Raw genomic sequence first — 19,770 nt, 5'->3', positions numbered from 1 at the left:
TCGCAATAGCCCGAGAAAATCGGGCTATAGAGCAATGCAGACCTACTACGTTCGCAATAGCCCGAGAAAATCGGCTTACAGAGCCGCGAGGGGCGACTTTACGAGCTGAAGCCCGAAAAAATCGGGATCCAGCACCGGTCGCAGCAACTTTGCACGCCATACTGCCGCCACGCCGCCCGCCTCCCGAACCAAAACGCTCGTATCAACTGTCACCCCTCAGTATGTGCATTTCTACGATACCCGCCTTACCTAACCTGCAAGCCCATAGAATCGGCTACACTGAAAGCGCTGTATCCATGCTATAGTACAGAGAGAGCGGGAGGTGCGACAGGTGGGCAGATCCGTCATTCATCCACTAACGAAATTAAATATGAAGCAGCAGCTTATTTTGTTGTTCCTGCTTATGGTGAGTCCCGTCTTCCTGTTGCATTGGTACGGCAATCTCAAAGCGGAGGAATTGCTCAAAAATCAGGTGACGAACGCCTACGCCGAGCTGATCAAGCAGAATCACGCGCTGATTAACCGCGATATCGATACGATCGACAAAGTGACGGCGACGATTATCCAGCATCCTTCTACGCAAAAACTGGTGCCGAGCGGAGCAGAAGCGGTCATCGAACGCGTGCGCAAATACGATGCCGTCGACAAGCTGCTGGCGAGCCTGTCCATCCCGGTCAACGGCGGCGAAGCCGTCTACTATTCGTTGTACGTGTACGATCCGGAGGACTATTACTTCTTCGCTCCGAAGCGGCAGGTGTTGCAGACGGGCGTCTACTTCTTTAACGACAGCACGAAGCCGGAATGGTTCGACGAAGCGGTAAGCCATAAGGGCAGCGGCTACATGGAACTCATCAACGGAAACAAAAATTTGTCTCGCATCCAGACGCTGGCCTTCATTCGAGCGGTCAATAACACGGGAAACGGAGATCGGATCATCGGCGTGCTTGTCGCGACAAACATGGAGAAGAAGGTGCGGGAAGCGCTGCATTCCGTGTCCCTTCCACAAGGACATCTTATGATGTTTACCGATTGGACCGGCCGGATTATGACCTCAACGCAGCCTGAATTGGCAGGTACGATTGCCGAGCTGCCACCGGAAGCGAGCGTGGATATCGACCATGCGTCCTCCGGCACGATCGAAGCAATGACCAAGGATTCCATCTATATCGTCAACTATAGCAGGGTAATGAACCAAAGGCTCATCTATCAAATTCCGGTCGGTTCGCTGCTCAAGCAGCAGAACGAGCTTAAGCGCGTCATTCAGTTCATTACCATTGCATACATGCTGTTGGGCAGCGTATTCCTGCTCTACTTCTGGCGTTCGCTTATGACGCCGCTTCAGAAGCTCGCGCAGTTCGTGCGCAAGTACGAGCCAGGAAGGCTCGTGCCGGAGACGCCAAGCCGGCGCAGGCACGACGAAGTCGGCGTCCTGATGGCCGCCATGTACGATATGGCCAGACGGCTAAATGCTCTTATTCATTATAAGTATCATATGGATCTCAAGCAGAAGGAGTCGCAGCTGCAGCTGCTCTATCAGCAGATCAATCCGCATCTCCTCTACAATACGCTGGAAAGCATCTATTGGAAGAGCACGCTGGAAGGGAATACGGAGTCGGCGGAGATGATCAAGGAGCTGTCGAAGCTGATGAAGATCGGCCTCAGCCGCGGCCGCGAGCTGATTCGGCTCGAGGAGGAGCTGGAGCATGCCGGAGCCTACGTCAACCTGCAGCAGAAGCGATATTCGTACGAGTTCAAGGTGATCTGGAGGGTGCAGGATGCGGCGAAAGGTATCCGTATTCCGAAAATTACGCTGCAGCCGCTGATCGAAAACGCCATAATCCATGGCGTCAAGCTGATGGGCGATGACGGGGAAATCATGATCACGGCCGCCGTCGAAGGGGAGCGCGTAACGATCAAGGTAGAGGATAACGGCTACAAGCAAGCCGACATCGGGAACATGGAGCGGCTGTTGTACGAGGAAGAAGCCGACCACACGCTGGGGTACGGCATCCGCAACATTCATCAACGCATTCAGCTGCATTTTGGCCATTCATACGGATTGAGCTACCGAAGACGTGAGGAAGGCGGGACGGCTGCCATTCTTGTCTTGCCCGCCACCTACGAGGACCCGTTGCCCGGCACGGAATCATAAATAGAGTGAAAGGATGATTGCGAATGTACAATATTCTCATCGTGGACGACGAACCTCTTATCTGCGAAGGATTAACCCAGCTGCTCTCGACTTCGGGCATTGCGATCAAAGGGCTTTTTAACGCGCACAGCGGATACGAGGCGCTGGATTATATTCGCATGGAGGATATCGATCTGCTCGTTACGGATATCCAGATGGGGTCGATGAGCGGCATCGAGCTGATGCAGCAGGCCAAGATCATTAAACCGTGGGTGCAGGTGATCATCATATCGGCGCACGAAACATTCCAGTACGCGCAGCTTGCCATCAGGTTCGGCGCCAAAGACTATCTCATTAAGCCGCTGAACAGCGAGCAGTTTCTAAGCTCCGTGCGGCATGTGCTGCTGCATATGGACAAAACGGCAAGAGATTCGGAGCAGATGCTGTCCGATCTTAACGACGGTTTTCGCATGCGGGAGCCCCTGCCCGTCCGAATGGAGCTGCTCAAGTCGCTGTTGGAGCCTCATACGGGCAATCGGGAAGCCATCATTGCCGAGCTTGCAAAAGGACACGGCATCGATCTGTCCGGGCCCTATTATGCCGTCATTAAGGCAAGGCTCGACTTGGAATCCGGCGGACGGACGTTGACGAAGAAGGATGACGAGCTGCTGCAATACGCGGTGCTCAACATAGCCGGGGAGCTGCTGGGCAAGGAGTGGGACTATCAGTCGTTCTACGATTCCGGCGGCACCGTCTGCATCATCATTCAGTGGACGGAAGCAAAGTACGGCGATTCCAGCGTCGACAAGGTCAATCAGCTGGAAATGATCGGGCGGAGCCTTCATTTTAACGTCGACAAGTTTCTCGGGTTCGGCTGCGTCGTCGGCATCAGCCAGATTCTCAAGGGGGCGGACTTTCTTGGCGTTACGAACGAACAGGGAGACAAGGCGATGCGCTGGAGCCGCCAGTTCAAGGATCATTACGTCTTCTATTATGGAGACTTCAAGTGGGGCGTCTATTCGGAGGAGGAGCCGACGGAGGAAGAGATCAACGCCCAAAATAATCTGATCGTGGAGCGGGCAACCAGGTATATTAACGCGAACTACGCGCAGAAGGGGCTTACTTTGAACGAGGTCGCGCTCAAGAACCATGTCAGCCCGAATTATCTCAGCTATCTGTTTAAAAAAAACACAGGCTGCAACCTGTGGGAATACGTCATTAAGCTGCGGATGGAGGAGAGCAAGCGGCTGATTCAGACTACGGATCTCAGGCGCTACGAAATTTCCGAGCTTGTAGGCTATGAATCCCCGGAGCATTTCAGCAAAATTTTCAAAAAGTATTTCGGGGTGAGCCCCAGCGAGATGAAGAAGTAAAATCGCCTATCATACGCATAGATACGCACATGTGCAGGAGGACCGGGTTTCTCTACAATGGGGGTAGATTACCTATAGGAATGAGGGACCACTGCACATGGAGCAAACAACGGCAGTTCCAATGAACGGTCAGCACCAGCCAAAGACGAGGCAGGGGACGCAGCGTACGGGCAAATACAAACGGTATTTATGGGGGTATCTGTTCCTTCTCCCGGCCGTCATCACCTTTACGCTGTTCCTGTGGCTGCCAATCTTTAAGGGCGTATTAAACAGCTTCTACATCGTCGATTTCGTCAAAGGCAATTCCTTTGCGGGCTTCGACAACTACAAGACGATCTTTGCCGACCGGGATGTCTTGACAGCCGTAAAAAATACGCTCTATTATATGGGGCTCGCGCTTGCCATCGGTTTCTGGGTCCCGATCCTTATCGCGATAGCTATCTCCGAGATGCGTAGATTCCAGGGTTTCGCGCGCGTCGCGGCTTACTTGCCGTATGTCGTGCCGTTTGTCGTCCTGTACGGCGTATGGAGATGGCTGTACGATCCCGTCGGTCCGATCAACGCCGTGCTTAAAGCGGTCGGGATCGGGGGAATCAGCTTTATGGTCGACCGCAACTGGTCGATGATCTCTATCGTCATTATGGAGACCTGGCAAAGCTTCGGGTCCGCGATGCTGATCTATCTGGCGGCCGTTCTCAGCGTCCCCCGGGACTGGTACGAAGCGGCCGAGATCGACGGTGCCGGCATCTGGAGCCGCATACGCCATATTACGCTGCCCGCGATCAAGGGTCAGATTCTGCTTCTGCTCATGCTGCAACTGATCGCGACTTCGCAAGGGTTCCAGACGCAGTTCGCGATGCTGGACGGCGGTCCCAACAACGCAACGTTGACTTACGCGCTTCTCATTGTCAAATATGCCTTCGTCAGGCTAGATTACGGCGTTGCCTCCGCTCTCGGGGTGCTCATGTTCCTCGCTCTCAGCATTCTCGCCATCTTTCAATACCGGATTAACAACAGAGGGGGCATCGGCCAATGAAGTCTTTCGATCGAGGCATATTGTCCTCTTACGACCTCAAGAAGGGGAAGGTCAAAGCCGCTTACGCGATCATGAATCTTCTGATCATCGCCATGATGTGCTGCATGGTCTATCCCATCCTGATTTCCTTATTGAACGGTCTTAAGCGGAACACCGAAGTGAATTCGTTCCCGCCGACCTTCCTGCCGAAGGAATGGCATTTCGAGAACTACGCGAAGGCGTGGAACTACATCGATCTCCCGTTCTATTTTAAAAATACGATGCTTCTTTTCGCCGGTAACATGGTCGTAACGATTCTGGTTCTTGGACTTGCCTCTTATGCGCTATCGAAGATGAACATGCCCTTCAAGTCGGGCATTCAATATTACTTCCTGATGACGCTGTTCATTCCGGCGACGACCTATATGATTCCGAACTTCATTAACCTGAAGGATCTCGGGCTGATGGGCTCGTTTGCTGCGGTATGGCTGCCGGCAGGCGCCAACGCGTTTTTCCTTCTTCTGCTCAAGACGTTTATGGATGGCATCCATATGGAAATATTCGAGTCGGCGCGCATCGACGGAGCTTCGGAACTGAGGTGCTTTTTTCAGATCGCCTTCCCGCTGTCGATTCCCATCTTTGCGACATTGTCGATCTTCGTCTTCGCGACGGCATGGAACGACTGGTTCTGGCCAAGCTTTATTCTGAGCCAGGAGAACAAGCCGTTGTCCGCGGCCATTCGGGACTTCGTCCTGAACGCGCGTCGTCTGGATTTGAATATCCGGTTCGCTATATTGTCGATCGTAATGGTTCCTCCGGTTATTATCTTCTTATTCTTCCAGAAATTTATATTAAGAGGATTATATCTCGGAGGAGTTAAAGGGTAAATTTCATCAAAATTACATTATGTGGTGGAATTATCAATGCGTAAATCTGCACATGATCGCAATAGGAATACACATCGCCGACACGAACCTGCCTCCATTATGATGAGCATGTAGTCACAACAATCCAAATGAAGAGGGGATACACAACATGCGTAAAATGCAATTAACGCTTGCCACGCTCCTTACGCTCAGCTTTGCGCTGGTCGCTTGCAGCGGCAACGGCGGAGGCACCAAGCCTGCCACTGACCCGACAACCAAGCCTACCGATTCCGCCAGCACGAAAACGCCGGAAGAAGATATCAAATCGAAGAAGGTATCCATCAGCATCTACTATCCGACGCCGGATCGCGTGGAGGACCGGGCGCTGGAGGATGACAAGATCAGAAGGTTCAACGAGGTTTATCCCAATGTCGAGATCATCAAAAGCGATTGGCAGTACAACCCGAACGAAATCGGCATCAAGATGGGCGCGAACGAAGCGCCGACGTTGTTCAATACGTACGCCTCCGAGGGCAAATTTCTGGCGGAGAAAGGTTGGGCGGCCGACATTACGGAGCTGTTCAACAACTATTCATTCAAGGATCAGATGAATCCGGCGCTGCAGGATTTATTTACGGTGAACGGCAAAGTGTACGGAATCGCGCAGCGCGGTTATCCGACGGGCGTGGCCGTCAACAAAAAAATGCTGGAAGCGAAAGGCGTGACGCTGCCGGGCTTCGACTGGACCTGGGACGACATGCTAAACGTGGCTAAAGCCGTATCGGATCCCGCCGCAGGCATCTCCGGCATCGCGCCGATGGGCAAAGGCAACGAAGCGGGCTGGAACTGGACGAATTTCCTGTTCACGGCTGGAGGAGACATTCAAACGGCGCAAGACGGCAAAATAACGGCGATCTTCAACTCCGACGCGGGCGTCAAGGCGCTGGAATACTATAACAAGCTCAAGTGGGAAGCCGATGCGATTCCGCAGGACTGGGCGCTTGGCTGGGCCGATGCTGTAGGCGCGTTCGCGCAAGGCAGAACCGCGATGGTTATCGCGGGCCCCGACGGTCCGGTCGACCAAGGACTCAACCAAGGCGGCATGGCGCCGGAGGACATTCTCGTCTATCCGATTCCGGCTTACGAGAAAGGCGGCAAGCATTACGGCGTATTGGGCGGAGACTACCTCGTCATTAATCCGAACGCTTCGAAAGACGAGCAGGAGATCGCGTTCTATTATGCAACATTCGACTATTTCTCCGACAAAGGATTGGAGTCGCTGGAGATGAACATTCAAGAGCGCAAAACGGATAACAAATATTATGTTCCGGCGGTGCTGCAATACTTCAAAACGGATTCCGAATACGGGCAGAAGGTTAACGATCTGTTCAACAAATACGACAACGTATACCAATACGGCCAGGAAACGCTTGGGCTGATCGACGGCAAGCCGGAATCCCCGTACAACACGCAAGACTACTACGCGCAGATGACGAACGTCATTCAGGAGGTATTCTCGAAGCAAGGCGTCGACATGAAAGCGCAATTGGATCTGACGGCGAAATACGTGCAGGAGAAATTTTACGATACGATCCAGCAGTGACACATCCAACAATAAAAACAGCGGCAGTCCGGGGCTTAATTTCGTCCCAGGCTGCCGCTTTTTCATAAATTCGAAGGAGCTATTGCAGGCGGATGCCGCGCCAGCCGCTTACATCGCATTGCCCATATTTATTGTCGCCCACAGCCACCGCTGTGCCGTCGGATTTAAGACCGAGAGTATGAGTGCAACCCGCCGAAACAGCCACCATATCGCGCCAGCCGCTTACATTGCATTGGCCATGCTCATTCGAACCCGCAGACGTCACCGTACCGTCCGCTTTAAGCCCGATGGTATGGTAACTACCCGCCGCTATTGCCACTATGTCGCGCCAGCCGCTTACATCGCATTGTTTATGCTTATTCGAACCCGCGGCCACCGCCATGCCGTCCGATTTGAGCCCTGCGGTATGAAGGTAACCAGCAGCCACCGCCACTATGTCGCTCCATTCGCTAACATTGCATTGGCCATACTGATTATTACCCGCAATCGATACCGTACCATCCGATTTTAGCCCGACGGTATGCCAGTCACCCGCCGTTACCGCCACCATATCGCTCCAGCCGCTTACATTGCATTGGCCTTCATTATTTCGGCCCACAGCCACCACCGTGCCATCCGATTTAAGCCCTACGGTACGACGCCAACCTGCAGCAACCGCTATAATATCGCGCCAACCACTTACATTGCATTGTTCATGCTTGTTCCAACCCGTCGCCGCCACCGTGCCGTCCGATTTAAGACCGATTGTATGAGCATTACCCGTGTTCGTCGCCATATGAACATTACCAACCGCCACGGCCACCATGCCGCGCCAGCCGCTTACATCGCATTGCCCATATTTATTGTCGCCCACAGCAACCACTGTGCCGTCGGATTTAAGGCCAACGGCATGACGACGGCCTGCCGCTATAATAGCTTTGGGAAGTGTCCAATTGACATTACTTATTAAAATCAACTCCATTTCGTTTCTGGATTAATTCGGACCAGGCTCGAACGATACTCGACATAACTTATGGCACTTGACATGCTCCAAGCCCTTGCGCATGCACCCAGCGACGAAATATGATTTAATTATACTAAAGGAGCGTGACGCAATGGACATCAAATCGTTTTTATATCCCAAAAACGAGGTCTCTTACCTTATGACATCCTCTAATATGAAAGAAGCCATGGATAAATTAGAGGCGAGTCACTATACAGCTATTCCGATCTTGGACGAGAAGGGCTTGTATTTTGGAACGTTATCCGAGGGGGATTTATTATGGAAGCTAAAGGACACACCTGGCCTCGACTTCGATACGATGCACGAAATTCCTGTCATCTCCATCAAAAAACGAATGAAAGTCGAATGCGTTGAAATCAGCGCCGACTTGGACGATATGCTGGCGCTGGCGGCCGATCAGAACTTCGTTCCGGTCGTTGACGCCGATCGCGTCTTCCTCGGTATTATTCGCCGCAAAGATATAATCGCATACTATACCAGGAATATTGTGGATTAGTAGAGAAAATTGAACTTGCGAATAAAAAGGCTGCTGTTCGACCGGCAGTCTTATTTTTGTTCTTATAGCGAGGGCAAACTTAGGTGATGTTCGACCATATTCGGACGGAATCGACTCCATGCGGACTTCCGTACAAGCCGCTTGCCAGGCTAGTGCATTAACTGATAAGGGGAATTATGGGGTTTAGTGTTTGATCGGATTCGAGAGGAGGCCAAGAAAAATATGTCAACGTTGTACATCAAGGACAGTCCGTTCATGGAGGGGTTCTCTGCGTATTTAGCCTCGCAAACGGTTTCCACAAGCGCACAGCTTATCAACTGGGACTTGACGGCACCGTTCTTCGGCAGCCCTGACTTCAACGCAACTAGCGGCAATTATACAGTTCCCGTGACGGGCCGCTACTGGATTGCCGCTACGGTGAACTACTCGCTTAACAACCCCGTTACGCTGGGTATCGGAGGTTCTGTTTACCCGAATTTTCAGGTCAGACGTTCTTTGCCGATCTCTACTATATTGGTCAGCAGCCTTCTTCCGGTGCTTAATCTTAACGTTACGCTTTTGAATATTAGGGCGGTGTTGGGCAACGCCGGCGTTACGCTGGCGGGAGAGGCCGATCTGACAGCCGGAGACGTCATCGGATTATATTACGCGGCCAACGGCTTGACGCTTACGCTGAGTATCGGCTTGGGAGCCGTTAACGGAGTGATGTGGGTCGTTCAGCGATTGACGTAGTCATTCTTTTGAGAGCGGCTGCAAGGACATGATTGGCGGTAGATGGTGTAAAAAAAACGAAAGCTTGTCGTTAGACAAACCTTCGGCTTTAAAGGAATATATAGGTTAGGCTCCAGCGGCAAGCTCCGACTTTGCTTTCTCCAGCATGGATGGCCAGTCCGCGAACTTCGTCTCGCGCGCCACATGGCGATTAAGCAGCTCCTCGGGGATCAACGACATATCTTCCGTCGACCAAGCCTGAAAGTTGCCTTTCTCCAGAAACTCTTGTATCGTTTTGCAATTCGAATATTGACTCATGAATGCTTCATTGAACAGCTTCCCCAGCGAGGCTTGTTCCTCCGGGTTTGCACGCTGGTCTTGCAGTTCCTTCAGCAGATCGTCGAACGACATAGGGGCTTTTCTTCTCAAATATGACCACTCCAATCTTCAATTATTTTCCGTCCGTATTGTCGGTTTTTTTTGTGCCTTTACTCTTGTAAGGCTTGGGGGCGCCTGCGGCTCTACGCTCGCCTGCCTGCCACCTGTTCCAGCCCTTCTTGCCGGTGCCTCGTCCGGTACCGCCTTTTCCCTTAGCTTTGCTCAGACCAATCACTCCGTATTCTGGCTGCCTTGACCAATCATTCGCTTCATTATATGTTATTGCTTCGAAATTAGCTATGTATACGTTGAGATCCTTCCTATCGGCGCCTAATATCAAAAAACTCGCAGCCTGCCCGTTCATGATACATAAGATCGCTGACGCTGGATTGCGTTACGACGGTTGTATCGTCAAACCGGACAATGACAGAGCTTCCGTCGACGATAAGATTGTCGCGGAAGACGCGAATGCGAGTGCCCTTCTCCAGTGCCTCCTCGAAGTCGGCATCGGTCAACAATTTGCGGTTTAGCGACATGTTATCTACTCCTCCAATCACCGTCAATGTTCCGTTGTCCGCCGTGATCCGTTACACAGCTCCGTTCTGCCTCTAGTTTAATAGTGTACATGATCCGGCTTGATGGAACAACCTGTTTGTCATCATAGGTTCTGTCATTGCTTCTTTTCGTTTCGCTGGTGTTGGGATGAGACGCCATAAGGGCGGGTAAGGGACAATCCGTTTCTTTTTTGGGTGGGTTTTGCATAAGCTTGGGTATGGAGAAGGACAGGACGGGGGGATGGCGATGGCAAGATGGGGAAGACGGAGTTGGTGGCGGCGATTCGGTGACGGGCTGTCAGGGCTTGGTTCGGGCAGTTCATTCCGGCGCACGAAGACGGTAAGCTGGGGAAACGGGAAGGGCAGGATCGGGACGACCAAGTCGGGCCCAGGGAGCGGCGGCATCAAGTGGGGAGCAAGACCCGCAGCAGGGAAGCCGGCTGCAAGCTGGAAGCGGCGGAGACCAATCTTTACATTCAGCTTGGGCGGTGCTGCAGGATCCAAGCGCCCCTCGCAGCCAACCGTATGGGGGACAAGGCCAAAAGAACCGCGGAGTCGCCCGCGTCTTCGCAAACGGATGATTCTGTTATGGCTCCTTCTGTTCATGATCGTCTTCTCGATACCCTCGTTCGTGTTCATAGAACGCAATCTGCGGCCTCCGCTTATGAACATTGCGAAGGTCAGGGTGAAGCAGGTAGCCACACAGGCGATTAACAAAGCAATCACGGACCAGGTGGCGCACAAGTCAGAGGCCGATAAACTTATCGATTGGAAGATGAACGCGGACGGCAAAGTATCCGGCTTCATGCTGAATTATGCGGAGCATATCAGCATTACGTCGGAGACGGTGAAGACGGTCCAGGCGGCGCTCAGCGAGATCAAGCATATTCCGGAGCATATCCCGATCGGCCATGCCCTCGGCAGTGCGATCATCTCGTCGTTCGGTCCTACGGTCCCCGTTAAATTCGAGCCGGTCGGAGCGACGAAGGTGGAGCTAAATACCCGCGAACGGGGCGCCGGCATCAATATGGTTTTGGTGGAAGTGTATATTAGAGTCGTCGCTGAGGTATCCATTATTATTCCGTTCGATACGGAACCCGAGGTGGTCGAAACCGAAATTCCGATCTCGTATCTGCTCGTCGTTGGCGATGTGCCGATGTATTATTACGACGGTACGGGCAAGCCGGTTGGCGATTCCGCCGCCCAAGCGCCCAACATATCTGTCCCTCTGCAGCAAGGAGCGGGGGGCGTTACAGCCAAGCCGGGTGAAAGTGAAGGCGGTGCGGCAGACGAAGGAGCATTGCCAGGAGAACCTTCGGCTCCGGGAGGCCATAGCAACGGCGACTCTTCCCAAGGAAGTTCGTCGATTCAGCTGCAGTCGGAATAAGGGCGCTACCCGAAGGCATTGAACGCGAAAAGGCTTCCCGTCAAATCATTATTGACTTTGATGGGAAGCCTGTTTTGTGTGTGAAATATGAGCGACGTGAAGCCACTGTTGCTGCTTTTTGAGGTTTAAGACGGTATCACCGCTCTAAAAGCTGCGAGAAGCTCGCTTTGTTGGAGTTAGGTCGACGAGACCGACCTAAATGCCGCATCACTGTTTCGGCAATCCGGCTTATAAACATTATCGTCAATCTGTAATGCCAGCGAGCAGTTACTTCCCGCTCCGACGCCGTTGCCATTCCGCTTGTTCCCAGCGCTTAAGCATGGGATAAGGGTCGAAAGCCCATTCCAGAAGGCCGCGATCGCTGTAGACGCCGTAATGGAGATGGGGCGGGAACTTGCCGGATGTGCCTGGCTTGCCATAGCCGGAGCTGCCGACCCAGCCAACCACTTGACCGGCTTCGACGATGTCGCCGACGTTAAGCTTTTTATCGAAGCCGGAGAGATGCGCGTAATAATGGTAATGGTTGTTCAGATCACGAATGCCGATTCGCCAGCCGCCGTACTTGTTCCAGCCCTTGATCTCGATAATGCCGTAGCAGGTGCTTCGCACCGGGGTGCCGTGGCCCGCGAACAAGTCTGTTCCTTCATGGCTCCGTCTGCCGCCCCAGCCTCTGCGATCGCCCCATGTATCCCTGTAAGAATACGAAGTTCCGAGCGGAAGAGGGAAGGCGTGCTCGAATAGATCAAGCTTGCCGTAATGCTTGTAGATGGCAGCGAATTGCTCCACCCGTTGAACGGCGCGGTTATTATGGTAATAATCCCATACGCCAGCCGGAAATCGCATATCGACCGTGCCTTTTGCTCCCATAAAGGTAATGAGCGAATACAGCAGGTCGATGTCGCTCGTCCGTTCCGCGAGACCGTTGCCGTCTCCGTCCTTGCCGATCCCTTCGAAGAAACGAATGGAAGCAGGGGAGCTGTCATCGGAGTCAGGATTAAGCGGTCCTGCCCATCGCTCGGGCTCCACAAAAACTCCGGCTATTTGTCCTAACAGGGGGCGTGCCTTTGGCTTCGCTTTGGACATGGAGCGTTCGTATTGATCAACCGCAGCAATCCAATACCATTCGACGCCGGTAACGTTGCTTAGTTGATCGTAGAGCTCCCTGCGCTGGTCGAAGAGATTGGCAGCGAGTTGTCCTTCCTCCGCCGCGCCTGCTGCCTGAGATTGGATGACAGCAGTGCCGGAGGGTTGTGTTTGTTTTACTGGGGCTGCCGCCGCGGCTCCCGTCGCGGGCACAGCCTGCAGCAATGCGGCCGCAATCAGCGCTGAGAGCGGGATGATGGCTTTCAATTGCGTCTCACCCTTTCGATAAGCATGAGGTCATAACGATAGTTTTTGCAGAACTGCCGTTTTTATCCCCAACCCCCAGCCTTCCGCATGGTTTGTTGCTGGAAATTACGAACATATGTGTGGTATAATGGCGGAAAATGACTTGGGAGGCTGATGGATCATGTATGGCGAGCCGAAGGATAAACCGCTGCTCTGGAAGGAATCCGGCTGGACGGTCGAGGATTATTACAAGCTGCCGGAGGACGGCAATCAGTACGAAATCGTCGGGGGCATTTTAGAGCTTAAGCCTTCCCCAACAACGACCCATCAGCGGATCAGTCATCAATTAGAGCGTGTCATAACAGACTCTTGCGAACTAGAGTATATCATATTGGACTCCCCTATCGACGTTATTTTATCGGAGAGCGAGACCAGACAGCCGGATATTCTTATGATTCACAGAAGCAGGGAACATATTATTGAAGAACACGCCATTGTAGGTCCGCCAGACCTTGTGGTCGAGATTCTGTCGCCGAACAGCGCGAAGCGCGACCGGACGATGAAGAAGGAATCCTACGCAAGATTCGGCGTCCCGGAATACTGGATTGCCGATCCAGCCAATTTGACGATCGAGCAATACGTACTGAAAGAGCCGGGCAAGCCTTACGTTCTGCTGCAAGTATTCGGACACGATGATACCGTGACTTCGGAGCGGATCCCATGCGTGTCGTTTTCTGTAGATCATGTGCTGAAGCTGGACAAGGGCAGACCTTAACGATATACAAAGCGGAAGGAATCGCCGCCGACTTATATCGTTTTGCGATGGATCGCATTCGTATTAACTATGGATCAACGATCAATCTTGGAGAGCTTGTCATTACTTTTTGCCAGCAGAGCGTGTTATAATAATGGCAATGCCGTAAACTTATAACGTAACGTGAAAGCAGGGAATGGATATGAGCGAACGCAACAAACGCGAGAAATTGCCAAAGCCGGACTGGCTTCGCATAAAATTAACGACCGATGGCAACTATGCCGAAATTAAAAATATGATGCGGAACAAGACGCTGCATACCGTTTGCGAAGAAGCGCGTTGCCCGAATATTTACGAGTGCTGGTCGAACAGGACCGCTACGTTTATGATTCTTGGCGATATTTGCACGCGTGCATGCCGATTCTGCGCGGTCAAGACGGGGATGCCGACTGAGCTGGATCTGCAAGAGCCTGAGCGCGTTGCGGAAGCGGCGGAGCAGATGGGGCTAATGCACTGTGTCGTAACATCCGTAGCACGCGACGATCTAGCCGATGGCGGCGCGTCCATCTTTGCGGCCACAATTTCGGCTATCCGCAAGCGGCTGCCGTTCTGCCGGGTTGAAGTGCTTATTCCGGATTTTATGGGCAATTGGGATGCTCTGCAAGTTGTTATGGATGCCAATCCGGATATCTTGAATCATAATATCGAAACCGTAGCAAGGCTGTCGGATCGCGTCCGCGCGAAGGCGAAGTACAAACGTTCTCTGGAGTTGCTGCGCCGGGCCAAAGAGATGAAGCCGAAGATTCCGACGAAGTCCAGCATCATGCTGGGCGTTGGAGAGCAGTATGACGAGATTATTCAGGCGATGGACGATCTCCGCGCCGTGGATTGCAATATTCTGACGCTGGGCCAATACCTGCAGCCTACGCCTAAGCATATGCCAATCGAACGTTATGTTCATCCAGACGAATTCGCCCAGCTTAAGATCGAGGGCAAAAATCGCGGTTTCCGCCATGTCGAATCGGGACCGCTCGTACGCAGCTCGTATCATGCGCACGAACAGACGGATTCCGCTCATGCGGCAATCGCCGCAGAAGAGAAGGGCCAGGCTTTGGAAGACAATAGGGGACTGGGTCTGGAGTCCTCATCGGGTTCCTGCGCAAGCGCCGCTTCGGGAGCGCTGGCCTGAGCCAATTAATCGTTAATCGACGCTGAAGCGGGGGGTAACAATGGCATTGATTCATATCGGGGGCAAATCGTACGAGCTCATGCACGAAAATCGCAATGGGTGGAATCCCGAAGCGTTCCGTAACAGGTATAGCGAAGTATTAGAGCGTTACGATTATATTATCGGCGACTGGGGTTACAACCAGCTCCGATTAAAGGGTTTCTTCCGCGATGGCCATCAGAAGGCGGCCAAGGAGAGCAGCTTTTCGGGCGTATCCGATTACATTAATGAATATTGCAATTTCGGCTGCGCGTATTTCGTTCTGGAGAAGAAGCAAGGGGGTAATCACGAGCCGGATGCGGATGATCTGGATCTTAACGTGGATCCCGAGGCTCCAAGGCTGGCGGGCTACGATCTTCGTGCAGCGGTGGAATCCGCAGCTGCTTCTTCTACTTCGGAGGCCGATCAGAGTCATGAGATGGACAGACAGGTCCCTGCGAGAAAGGATCAGCATGGCGGAGCCCGGCATCGGAGTCATAATGGCCACAACAATCACCATGGCCACGGCGGCAAGGGACAGCCTTCATCCCGTGGAGGACAAGGGCAGGAGAAGGATTCTACTACCGAGCCGGGAGAGAACAAGCGCCGTGACCGCGATCAGTCCTTTAGGAAAAACAATCGCAATCGGCCTAACGATCACCGCGGCAAGAAGCCGGTTAAGGTTGCAGGGAGCGAATCAGCCGTTATATCGGAAGGCCAGAACCACAAGCCGCAGCAGCCATAGAATAAAAAGATAAAAAGACGCCGGGTATCTCCTCGAAGGAGAGTACGCGGCGTCTTTTTAAGTCATGTCTATAAACGCTTCGCGTACGCGGTTCCAGAAGGTGAAGGCGCGGTATCGCGGGAACGTCACCTTGCGAGTCGATACGCTGCAGCGGATGGAGCGAATGTCGCTGTGCATCATGTTGACGTGGTCCACGCTGAGTTGAATTCGCTGCTCCTTCTTGGATATGATGTCGCAATGGTGGTGCTTGGGCAGCATGACGGAGGAGCCGAGCGTCCGGAATACCCGATTATTGATGGAAGCAATCTCCGCAATCTGAAGCGATTCGATGGACGGATGGACGATGGCGCCGCCCAAGCTCTTGTTATAAGCAGTGCTGCCGGATGGGGTTGAGATGACGATGCCATCGCCCCGGAACATCTCGAACAGCTCGTCGTTAATATTGATTTGCGCGACGAGGGTGCCGTCTACGCCCTTCAAGGTAAATTCGTTAAGCGCTACGTAATGAAGCGTCTCGGTGTTTGTTTCCACCTCGATCTGAGCAAGGGGATAACGAACGAGCCTGGGAGTCTCCTCCGCCATTAATCTTACGAGCTCCTCGATTTCGTCCGCGTTCCAGTCTGCGTAGAAGCCGAGGTGCCCTGTATGTATGCCGATGAAGGCGACGTCCGCGATATGATCCACGTGCTTGTGGAAAGCCTGGAGCAGAGTGCCGTCTCCGCCGATGGAGATGACGAATTCGGGTCTCTCTTCATCCAGGACGAACCCTCTTGCGGCGGCAAGTGCATGGAATTGTTGGACCAGCGATTTGGATAAAGGGTCCCCTCTGTCGATTACGGCGTATTTCAAGTCGCGTTCTCCTTCCGAACTGTCAGTACTTTGATGATAGCGGAAATCGCCCTTTATTTCAACGATATGACAGGTTATTCGAGATGATTCGCCGCGTTAAAGCGAGGGGCCGAGGAAACCCCAAAGCAGATAGACCATAATGGCCGCCAGGAATGCATGGAGCAATCGCGCTATAAGGAACGGCCGGTACCTCATCGTTGTCCGGCTGACGAGGCTGGCAACCTGTGCATGAACCGATAGTCCCGCCCAGGATAACACCCAGGCCGCGATCGCGACCTGATGCAGCAGACCGGTTCCGGCCATGCCTGCCGCACGCGCGCCGAGCGTCACTTCGAATAAACCGTAGACGACTGCGTCTGCGAGGGCGGGAGGCAGACCTGCCAGTCCCAGGACAAGTCGGAGCCCTTCGGACAGCGCGGAGACAAGTCCCGCATGCGTAAGCATCTCCATCACAACCGAAAAAAACACGACGAGTCCGCCTACGACGATCATCAGCTTGAGCGCGGATTGCACGGCATCCTGCAGCAGTCTGCCCATGTCGCGGCCGTCGAGCAGACGAGCCTCATGCATAGCGTGAAGGGCAGAATAGAATCGGCTTCTTTGCCTTGTCTTCCCTCCCGCGACAGGAACAGAGGGCGTCGGATCTGAATCTCCCCTTGCGGATGAAGAGGACGTAGAAGCGGAGACGATGGGTTTCTCGGCGGAGGGCTCGGATGCCCCATGGCGCTTGCTGCCGATCTCCTCGCTCCTGCCGTGAAGGCGCATGAGCAAGCCGACCGCGAAGCCGCTGCCGTAATGCGCGGCCGCAAGCACCGGCGCCAAGGCGACATTATGGAAGAAGCCGACCGATACGGCCCCTATGAGGAAGATGGGATCCGAGGTCGTCGTGAATGCGACAAGACGCTCGCCTTCGATGCGCGTAATAAGTCTCTGTTCCCAAAGCTGGGAGGTTAATCTTGCGCCGACCGGGTAACCTGACATATACCCCATCGCAACGACGAATCCCCCAATGCCGGGAAGTCGGAACAAAGGGCGCATCAGCGGATCCAGCAGCTTGCCAAGAAAGTGAACGATACCCAGTCCAAGCAGCACCTCGGAAATCACGAAGAAGGGGAAAAGGGCAGGGAACAGCACTTGCCACCAAATCGACAAGCCACGCAGGGAGGCATATATGGTTTCGTTGGGAAAGACGGCCATGAGCAACGTGACGAACAAGGCTGACATCGCGGTCAAGGACAGCGGGTGGATCATTGAGCGCAGCATCGTGTGTCTCCTTCCGACGGGAGGGCCTGTACGGACTCCATACCTACATATATGTTAGGAGTGGGACATCCATAACTATTGCAGAATGTTACAGGAATATTACAGTTTGTAAACGCTTGCGATTTTGGTTTTAAACAGCGTTTTTTATGGTACAATAGAATCATCCTGACACGCTTGGAGTGATGATCATGAGTATTATCGCCGGCATTCTCGTCTGCGCTTTTGTCTACGTCATCAGGGAGTCCATTGCGGCACCGGCAGAAGAAGAGTACGAATCGTATCAATGAGATGCTGACCCACATAAGTCTTAAGTCCCGCGGACGCGGGCTTTTTTTTGTCCTTTTTTATTTTCGATGTGTTATAATACTAATTACCTACAGTTTGGAGATGGTTTTGACGATGAAAAGGAATATTAGCCTCTATGAGGCGGTAGGCGAAGCAGAAGGTATTAGGACTATAGTCGAGTTATTTTACCCCAAGGTGCAGGCCCATCCATTGATAGGACCGCTATTTCCGGAGGATATTAATCCCGTCATAGACAAGCAGTATATGTTTTTATCCCAATTTCTCGGGGGGCCAAGCCTGTATTCCGATGAGCACGGCCATCCCATGATGCGAGCAAGGCATATGCCATTTCCCATTACACGTCGCCATGCGGAAGCGTGGCTGAGCTGCATGCGCAGCGCGCTGGAAGAAGCCGGACATACGCCAGAGCTGCGGGATTTATTGATCGAGAGACTGTCGGGACCCGCGTATCATTTTGTAAACACATCAGAAGAGGAGACGTGAATTCTCATGGAACCGCTATATGAATCCAAGGTAACTTGCATTTGCTGTGAAACGACTTATACAACATCCAGAGTTCGACCGAGTTTCAAGAGGGCATCTCGCATGGATTCAGATTTCTGCGGTTATTACGAGAAGGGCGTCAACCCGGACTTTTATGTCGTAAAAGTATGTCCGGGCTGTGGTTATGCATCGACGGATAATGGCTTTGAGCGTCTAAGCGACAAGCAGAAGAAAAGCTATTACGATGTAATCGGATCGAACTGGAAGGGACTTCAATACAGCGGTGAACGGACCGCCAGACAAGCGATGGAGACGTACAAGCTGGCTTTGCTGGCTGCGCAGGCTACAGGAGCTCCTGACCGTATTCTGTCGGGCTTGCTGCATCACATCGCGTGGTTATACCGTTACGAGGGGAACGTCGCGCAGGAGAAGAGGTTCCTCGCATTCGCGCTGGAATCCTACATCAAGGTGTACGAGCTGGAAGGCAACAGCTTGAACAATGCCAGACTGATGTTTCTAATCGGCGAGCTGAACCGGAGAATCGGGGAGTGGAACGAAGCGGTTAAGTGGTTCTCGCGCGTCGTCAGCGACAAACGAATTATGGACGCTGCCATGATTCGGGCATGCCGGGAGCAATGGCAGCTTATTCGCGAGGAGATGGGGCAGCATGACGGCATCAAATCCGAGGCGGTTGTATAGACAAGCACGGCTGCGGCTTCATCGCCTTAGCTGCGGAGACAGCCTTGCGCCGTCAGGAGCCTGATCGGCGCAAGGGACTGTCCGCGAGCAAGTAGTCTCTGTCCGCGTCAATAATGGTCATTCTGCCATGGCAGCAAGGAAGGATCATCAGCCTTTTTTTGCCGTCGCGTATGAGCGGCAGCTCGCTTGGCTTAAGCAGCAGCAGCACGTTCTCGGCGTCGCAGAACGGACATTCGGCAACATACAGGTCGCCCATCATGTTCTCGTACGGCCATGTGTTCTCAAACGGAATCATCACTGCGGCTTGCTCTCTCCTTTGTCCGCTTCGGACTTGGCCAGCTCGGCAAGCTTCTGCAGCAAGATATGCCTTGGCATATGCATCAGATTCTCGATCGGGACATTTAGCTCCTTGGATAGCTTTATCGCCGTGTCAGGTGATATTTGCAATGGTTTAGACATAGGTTATCCTCCAATTTAAAAACCGAACTTTTTGAACTCGCACTATTACTGTTATACACCGACGGGCATGCTTCTAGCAAATGAATTGCAGAGGCCGCCCGTTTTTTTTGTGTTCAATAGGATGATCCTGCGAACGGGGTGTCATCGTTTTTGTCATAC

22 protein-coding genes are annotated in these 19,770 nt (G+C 53.0%); 13 read left to right on the top strand and 9 right to left on the bottom strand.

Annotation, left to right across the window (positions count from 1 at the left end):
* Nucleotides 1-370: 370 nt before the first annotated feature.
* The 5 genes from B1748_RS26045 (at nucleotide 371) to B1748_RS26025 (ending at nucleotide 6,988) form a co-directional block, all read left to right on the top strand.
* Complete coding sequence (locus B1748_RS26045; RefSeq protein ID WP_087570875.1) at nucleotides 371-2,152, top strand: cache domain-containing sensor histidine kinase; 1,782 nt, start codon at nucleotides 371-373, stop codon at nucleotides 2,150-2,152.
* Nucleotides 2,153-2,175: 23 nt separating this feature from the next.
* Complete coding sequence (locus tag B1748_RS26040) at nucleotides 2,176-3,504, top strand: response regulator transcription factor (protein ID WP_087570867.1); 1,329 nt, start codon at nucleotides 2,176-2,178, stop codon at nucleotides 3,502-3,504.
* Nucleotides 3,505-3,601: 97 nt separating this feature from the next.
* Nucleotides 3,602-4,540: a carbohydrate ABC transporter permease gene (locus tag B1748_RS26035; protein ID WP_087570866.1), complete on the top strand. Its 939-nt coding sequence runs from the start codon at nucleotides 3,602-3,604 to the stop codon at nucleotides 4,538-4,540.
* Entirely contained in the window at nucleotides 4,537-5,406 is an 870-nt protein-coding gene (locus tag B1748_RS26030) for a carbohydrate ABC transporter permease (protein ID WP_087570865.1), read from the top strand. Before B1748_RS26035 ends, B1748_RS26030 begins: the two co-directional genes overlap by 4 nt.
* A gap of 148 nt (nucleotides 5,407-5,554) precedes the next feature.
* Nucleotides 5,555-6,988, top strand: a complete 1,434-nt coding sequence (locus B1748_RS26025; RefSeq protein ID WP_087570864.1) for an ABC transporter substrate-binding protein — start codon at nucleotides 5,555-5,557, stop codon at nucleotides 6,986-6,988.
* A gap of 79 nt (nucleotides 6,989-7,067) precedes the next feature.
* On the opposite strand, the gene B1748_RS26020 is transcribed toward B1748_RS26025, so the two are convergent.
* The gene (locus tag B1748_RS26020; protein WP_256975933.1) at nucleotides 7,068-7,943 is read right to left on the bottom strand and encodes an RCC1 domain-containing protein; all 876 of its coding nucleotides are present in this window, start codon (nucleotides 7,941-7,943) and stop codon (nucleotides 7,068-7,070) included.
* Between the two features lie 139 nt (nucleotides 7,944-8,082).
* Between B1748_RS26020 and B1748_RS26015 the strand changes: the two genes are divergently transcribed.
* On the top strand, nucleotides 8,083-8,487 hold the full coding sequence (locus B1748_RS26015; RefSeq protein ID WP_087570862.1) for a CBS domain-containing protein: 405 nt from the start codon (nucleotides 8,083-8,085) through the stop codon (nucleotides 8,485-8,487).
* A 222-nt stretch (nucleotides 8,488-8,709) separates the two neighbouring features.
* Nucleotides 8,710-9,219 (top strand): hypothetical protein, encoded by a 510-nt coding sequence (locus tag B1748_RS26010; RefSeq protein WP_087570861.1) that lies wholly within the window; start codon nucleotides 8,710-8,712, stop codon nucleotides 9,217-9,219.
* A 105-nt stretch (nucleotides 9,220-9,324) separates the two neighbouring features.
* Here the strand turns inward: B1748_RS26010 and B1748_RS26005 are convergent, their stop codons facing one another.
* The 3 genes from B1748_RS26005 to B1748_RS25995 all read right to left on the bottom strand — a co-directional run bounded on the left by B1748_RS26005 (nucleotide 9,325) and on the right by B1748_RS25995 (nucleotide 10,112).
* Complete coding sequence (locus B1748_RS26005; protein ID WP_373271302.1) at nucleotides 9,325-9,627, bottom strand: hypothetical protein; 303 nt, start codon at nucleotides 9,625-9,627, stop codon at nucleotides 9,325-9,327.
* A 22-nt stretch (nucleotides 9,628-9,649) separates the two neighbouring features.
* On the bottom strand, nucleotides 9,650-9,802 hold the full coding sequence (locus tag B1748_RS26000; protein ID WP_087570874.1) for a DUF3934 family protein: 153 nt from the start codon (nucleotides 9,800-9,802) through the stop codon (nucleotides 9,650-9,652).
* 94 nt (nucleotides 9,803-9,896) lie between these two features.
* Nucleotides 9,897-10,112: a hypothetical protein gene (locus B1748_RS25995; protein ID WP_087570859.1), complete on the bottom strand. Its 216-nt coding sequence runs from the start codon at nucleotides 10,110-10,112 to the stop codon at nucleotides 9,897-9,899.
* 265 nt (nucleotides 10,113-10,377) lie between these two features.
* Between B1748_RS25995 and yunB the strand changes: the two genes are divergently transcribed.
* Entirely contained in the window at nucleotides 10,378-11,517 is a 1,140-nt protein-coding gene (gene yunB / locus B1748_RS25990) for a sporulation protein YunB (protein ID WP_087570873.1), read from the top strand.
* A 267-nt stretch (nucleotides 11,518-11,784) separates the two neighbouring features.
* On the opposite strand, the gene B1748_RS25985 is transcribed toward yunB, so the two are convergent.
* Entirely contained in the window at nucleotides 11,785-12,867 is a 1,083-nt protein-coding gene (locus B1748_RS25985) for a M23 family metallopeptidase (RefSeq protein WP_256975932.1), read from the bottom strand.
* Nucleotides 12,868-13,027: 160 nt separating this feature from the next.
* On the opposite strand from B1748_RS25985, the gene B1748_RS25980 reads away from it, so the two are divergent.
* The 3 genes from B1748_RS25980 (at nucleotide 13,028) to B1748_RS25970 (ending at nucleotide 15,552) form a co-directional block, all read left to right on the top strand.
* Nucleotides 13,028-13,621 (top strand): Uma2 family endonuclease, encoded by a 594-nt coding sequence (locus B1748_RS25980; protein ID WP_087570858.1) that lies wholly within the window; start codon nucleotides 13,028-13,030, stop codon nucleotides 13,619-13,621.
* Nucleotides 13,622-13,802: 181 nt separating this feature from the next.
* Nucleotides 13,803-14,789 carry a lipoyl synthase gene (gene lipA, locus B1748_RS25975; RefSeq protein WP_087570857.1) on the top strand — a complete coding sequence of 329 codons (987 nt, stop codon included), beginning with the start codon at nucleotides 13,803-13,805 and terminating at the stop codon, nucleotides 14,787-14,789.
* A gap of 40 nt (nucleotides 14,790-14,829) precedes the next feature.
* Complete coding sequence (locus B1748_RS25970; protein ID WP_256975931.1) at nucleotides 14,830-15,552, top strand: YutD family protein; 723 nt, start codon at nucleotides 14,830-14,832, stop codon at nucleotides 15,550-15,552.
* A gap of 57 nt (nucleotides 15,553-15,609) precedes the next feature.
* Here B1748_RS25970 and B1748_RS25965 read toward each other — a convergent pair whose 3' ends face one another.
* Nucleotides 15,610-16,401 (bottom strand): NAD kinase, encoded by a 792-nt coding sequence (locus B1748_RS25965; RefSeq protein ID WP_087570856.1) that lies wholly within the window; start codon nucleotides 16,399-16,401, stop codon nucleotides 15,610-15,612.
* Nucleotides 16,402-16,497: 96 nt separating this feature from the next.
* On the bottom strand, nucleotides 16,498-17,664 hold the full coding sequence (locus B1748_RS25960; RefSeq protein WP_087570855.1) for a nucleoside recognition domain-containing protein: 1,167 nt from the start codon (nucleotides 17,662-17,664) through the stop codon (nucleotides 16,498-16,500).
* Nucleotides 17,665-18,063: 399 nt separating this feature from the next.
* On the opposite strand from B1748_RS25960, the gene B1748_RS25955 reads away from it, so the two are divergent.
* On the top strand, nucleotides 18,064-18,453 hold the full coding sequence (locus B1748_RS25955; protein ID WP_087570854.1) for a globin domain-containing protein: 390 nt from the start codon (nucleotides 18,064-18,066) through the stop codon (nucleotides 18,451-18,453).
* 6 nt (nucleotides 18,454-18,459) lie between these two features.
* Nucleotides 18,460-19,152, top strand: coding sequence for a DUF2225 domain-containing protein (locus tag B1748_RS25950; RefSeq protein WP_087570853.1), 693 nt, complete (start codon nucleotides 18,460-18,462; stop codon nucleotides 19,150-19,152).
* A 52-nt stretch (nucleotides 19,153-19,204) separates the two neighbouring features.
* Here B1748_RS25950 and B1748_RS25945 read toward each other — a convergent pair whose 3' ends face one another.
* Together B1748_RS25945 and B1748_RS25940 are read right to left on the bottom strand one after the other, a co-directional pair.
* A complete protein-coding gene (locus B1748_RS25945) occupies nucleotides 19,205-19,447 on the bottom strand; it encodes a hypothetical protein (RefSeq protein WP_087570852.1) in 243 nt (80 codons plus the stop codon).
* A complete protein-coding gene (locus B1748_RS25940) occupies nucleotides 19,447-19,611 on the bottom strand; it encodes a YycC family protein (RefSeq protein ID WP_087570851.1) in 165 nt (54 codons plus the stop codon). Before B1748_RS25940 ends, B1748_RS25945 begins: the two co-directional genes overlap by 1 nt.
* Nucleotides 19,612-19,770: the final 159 nt, after the last annotated feature.

The sequence above is a fragment of the Paenibacillus sp. MY03 genome, from assembly GCF_002165585.1.
Classification (GTDB): Bacteria; Bacillota; Bacilli; order Paenibacillales; family Paenibacillaceae; genus Pristimantibacillus; species Pristimantibacillus agaridevorans.
Note: the sequence above shows the minus strand (reverse complement) of the source record. Positions and strands in the feature narration are given on the sequence as shown.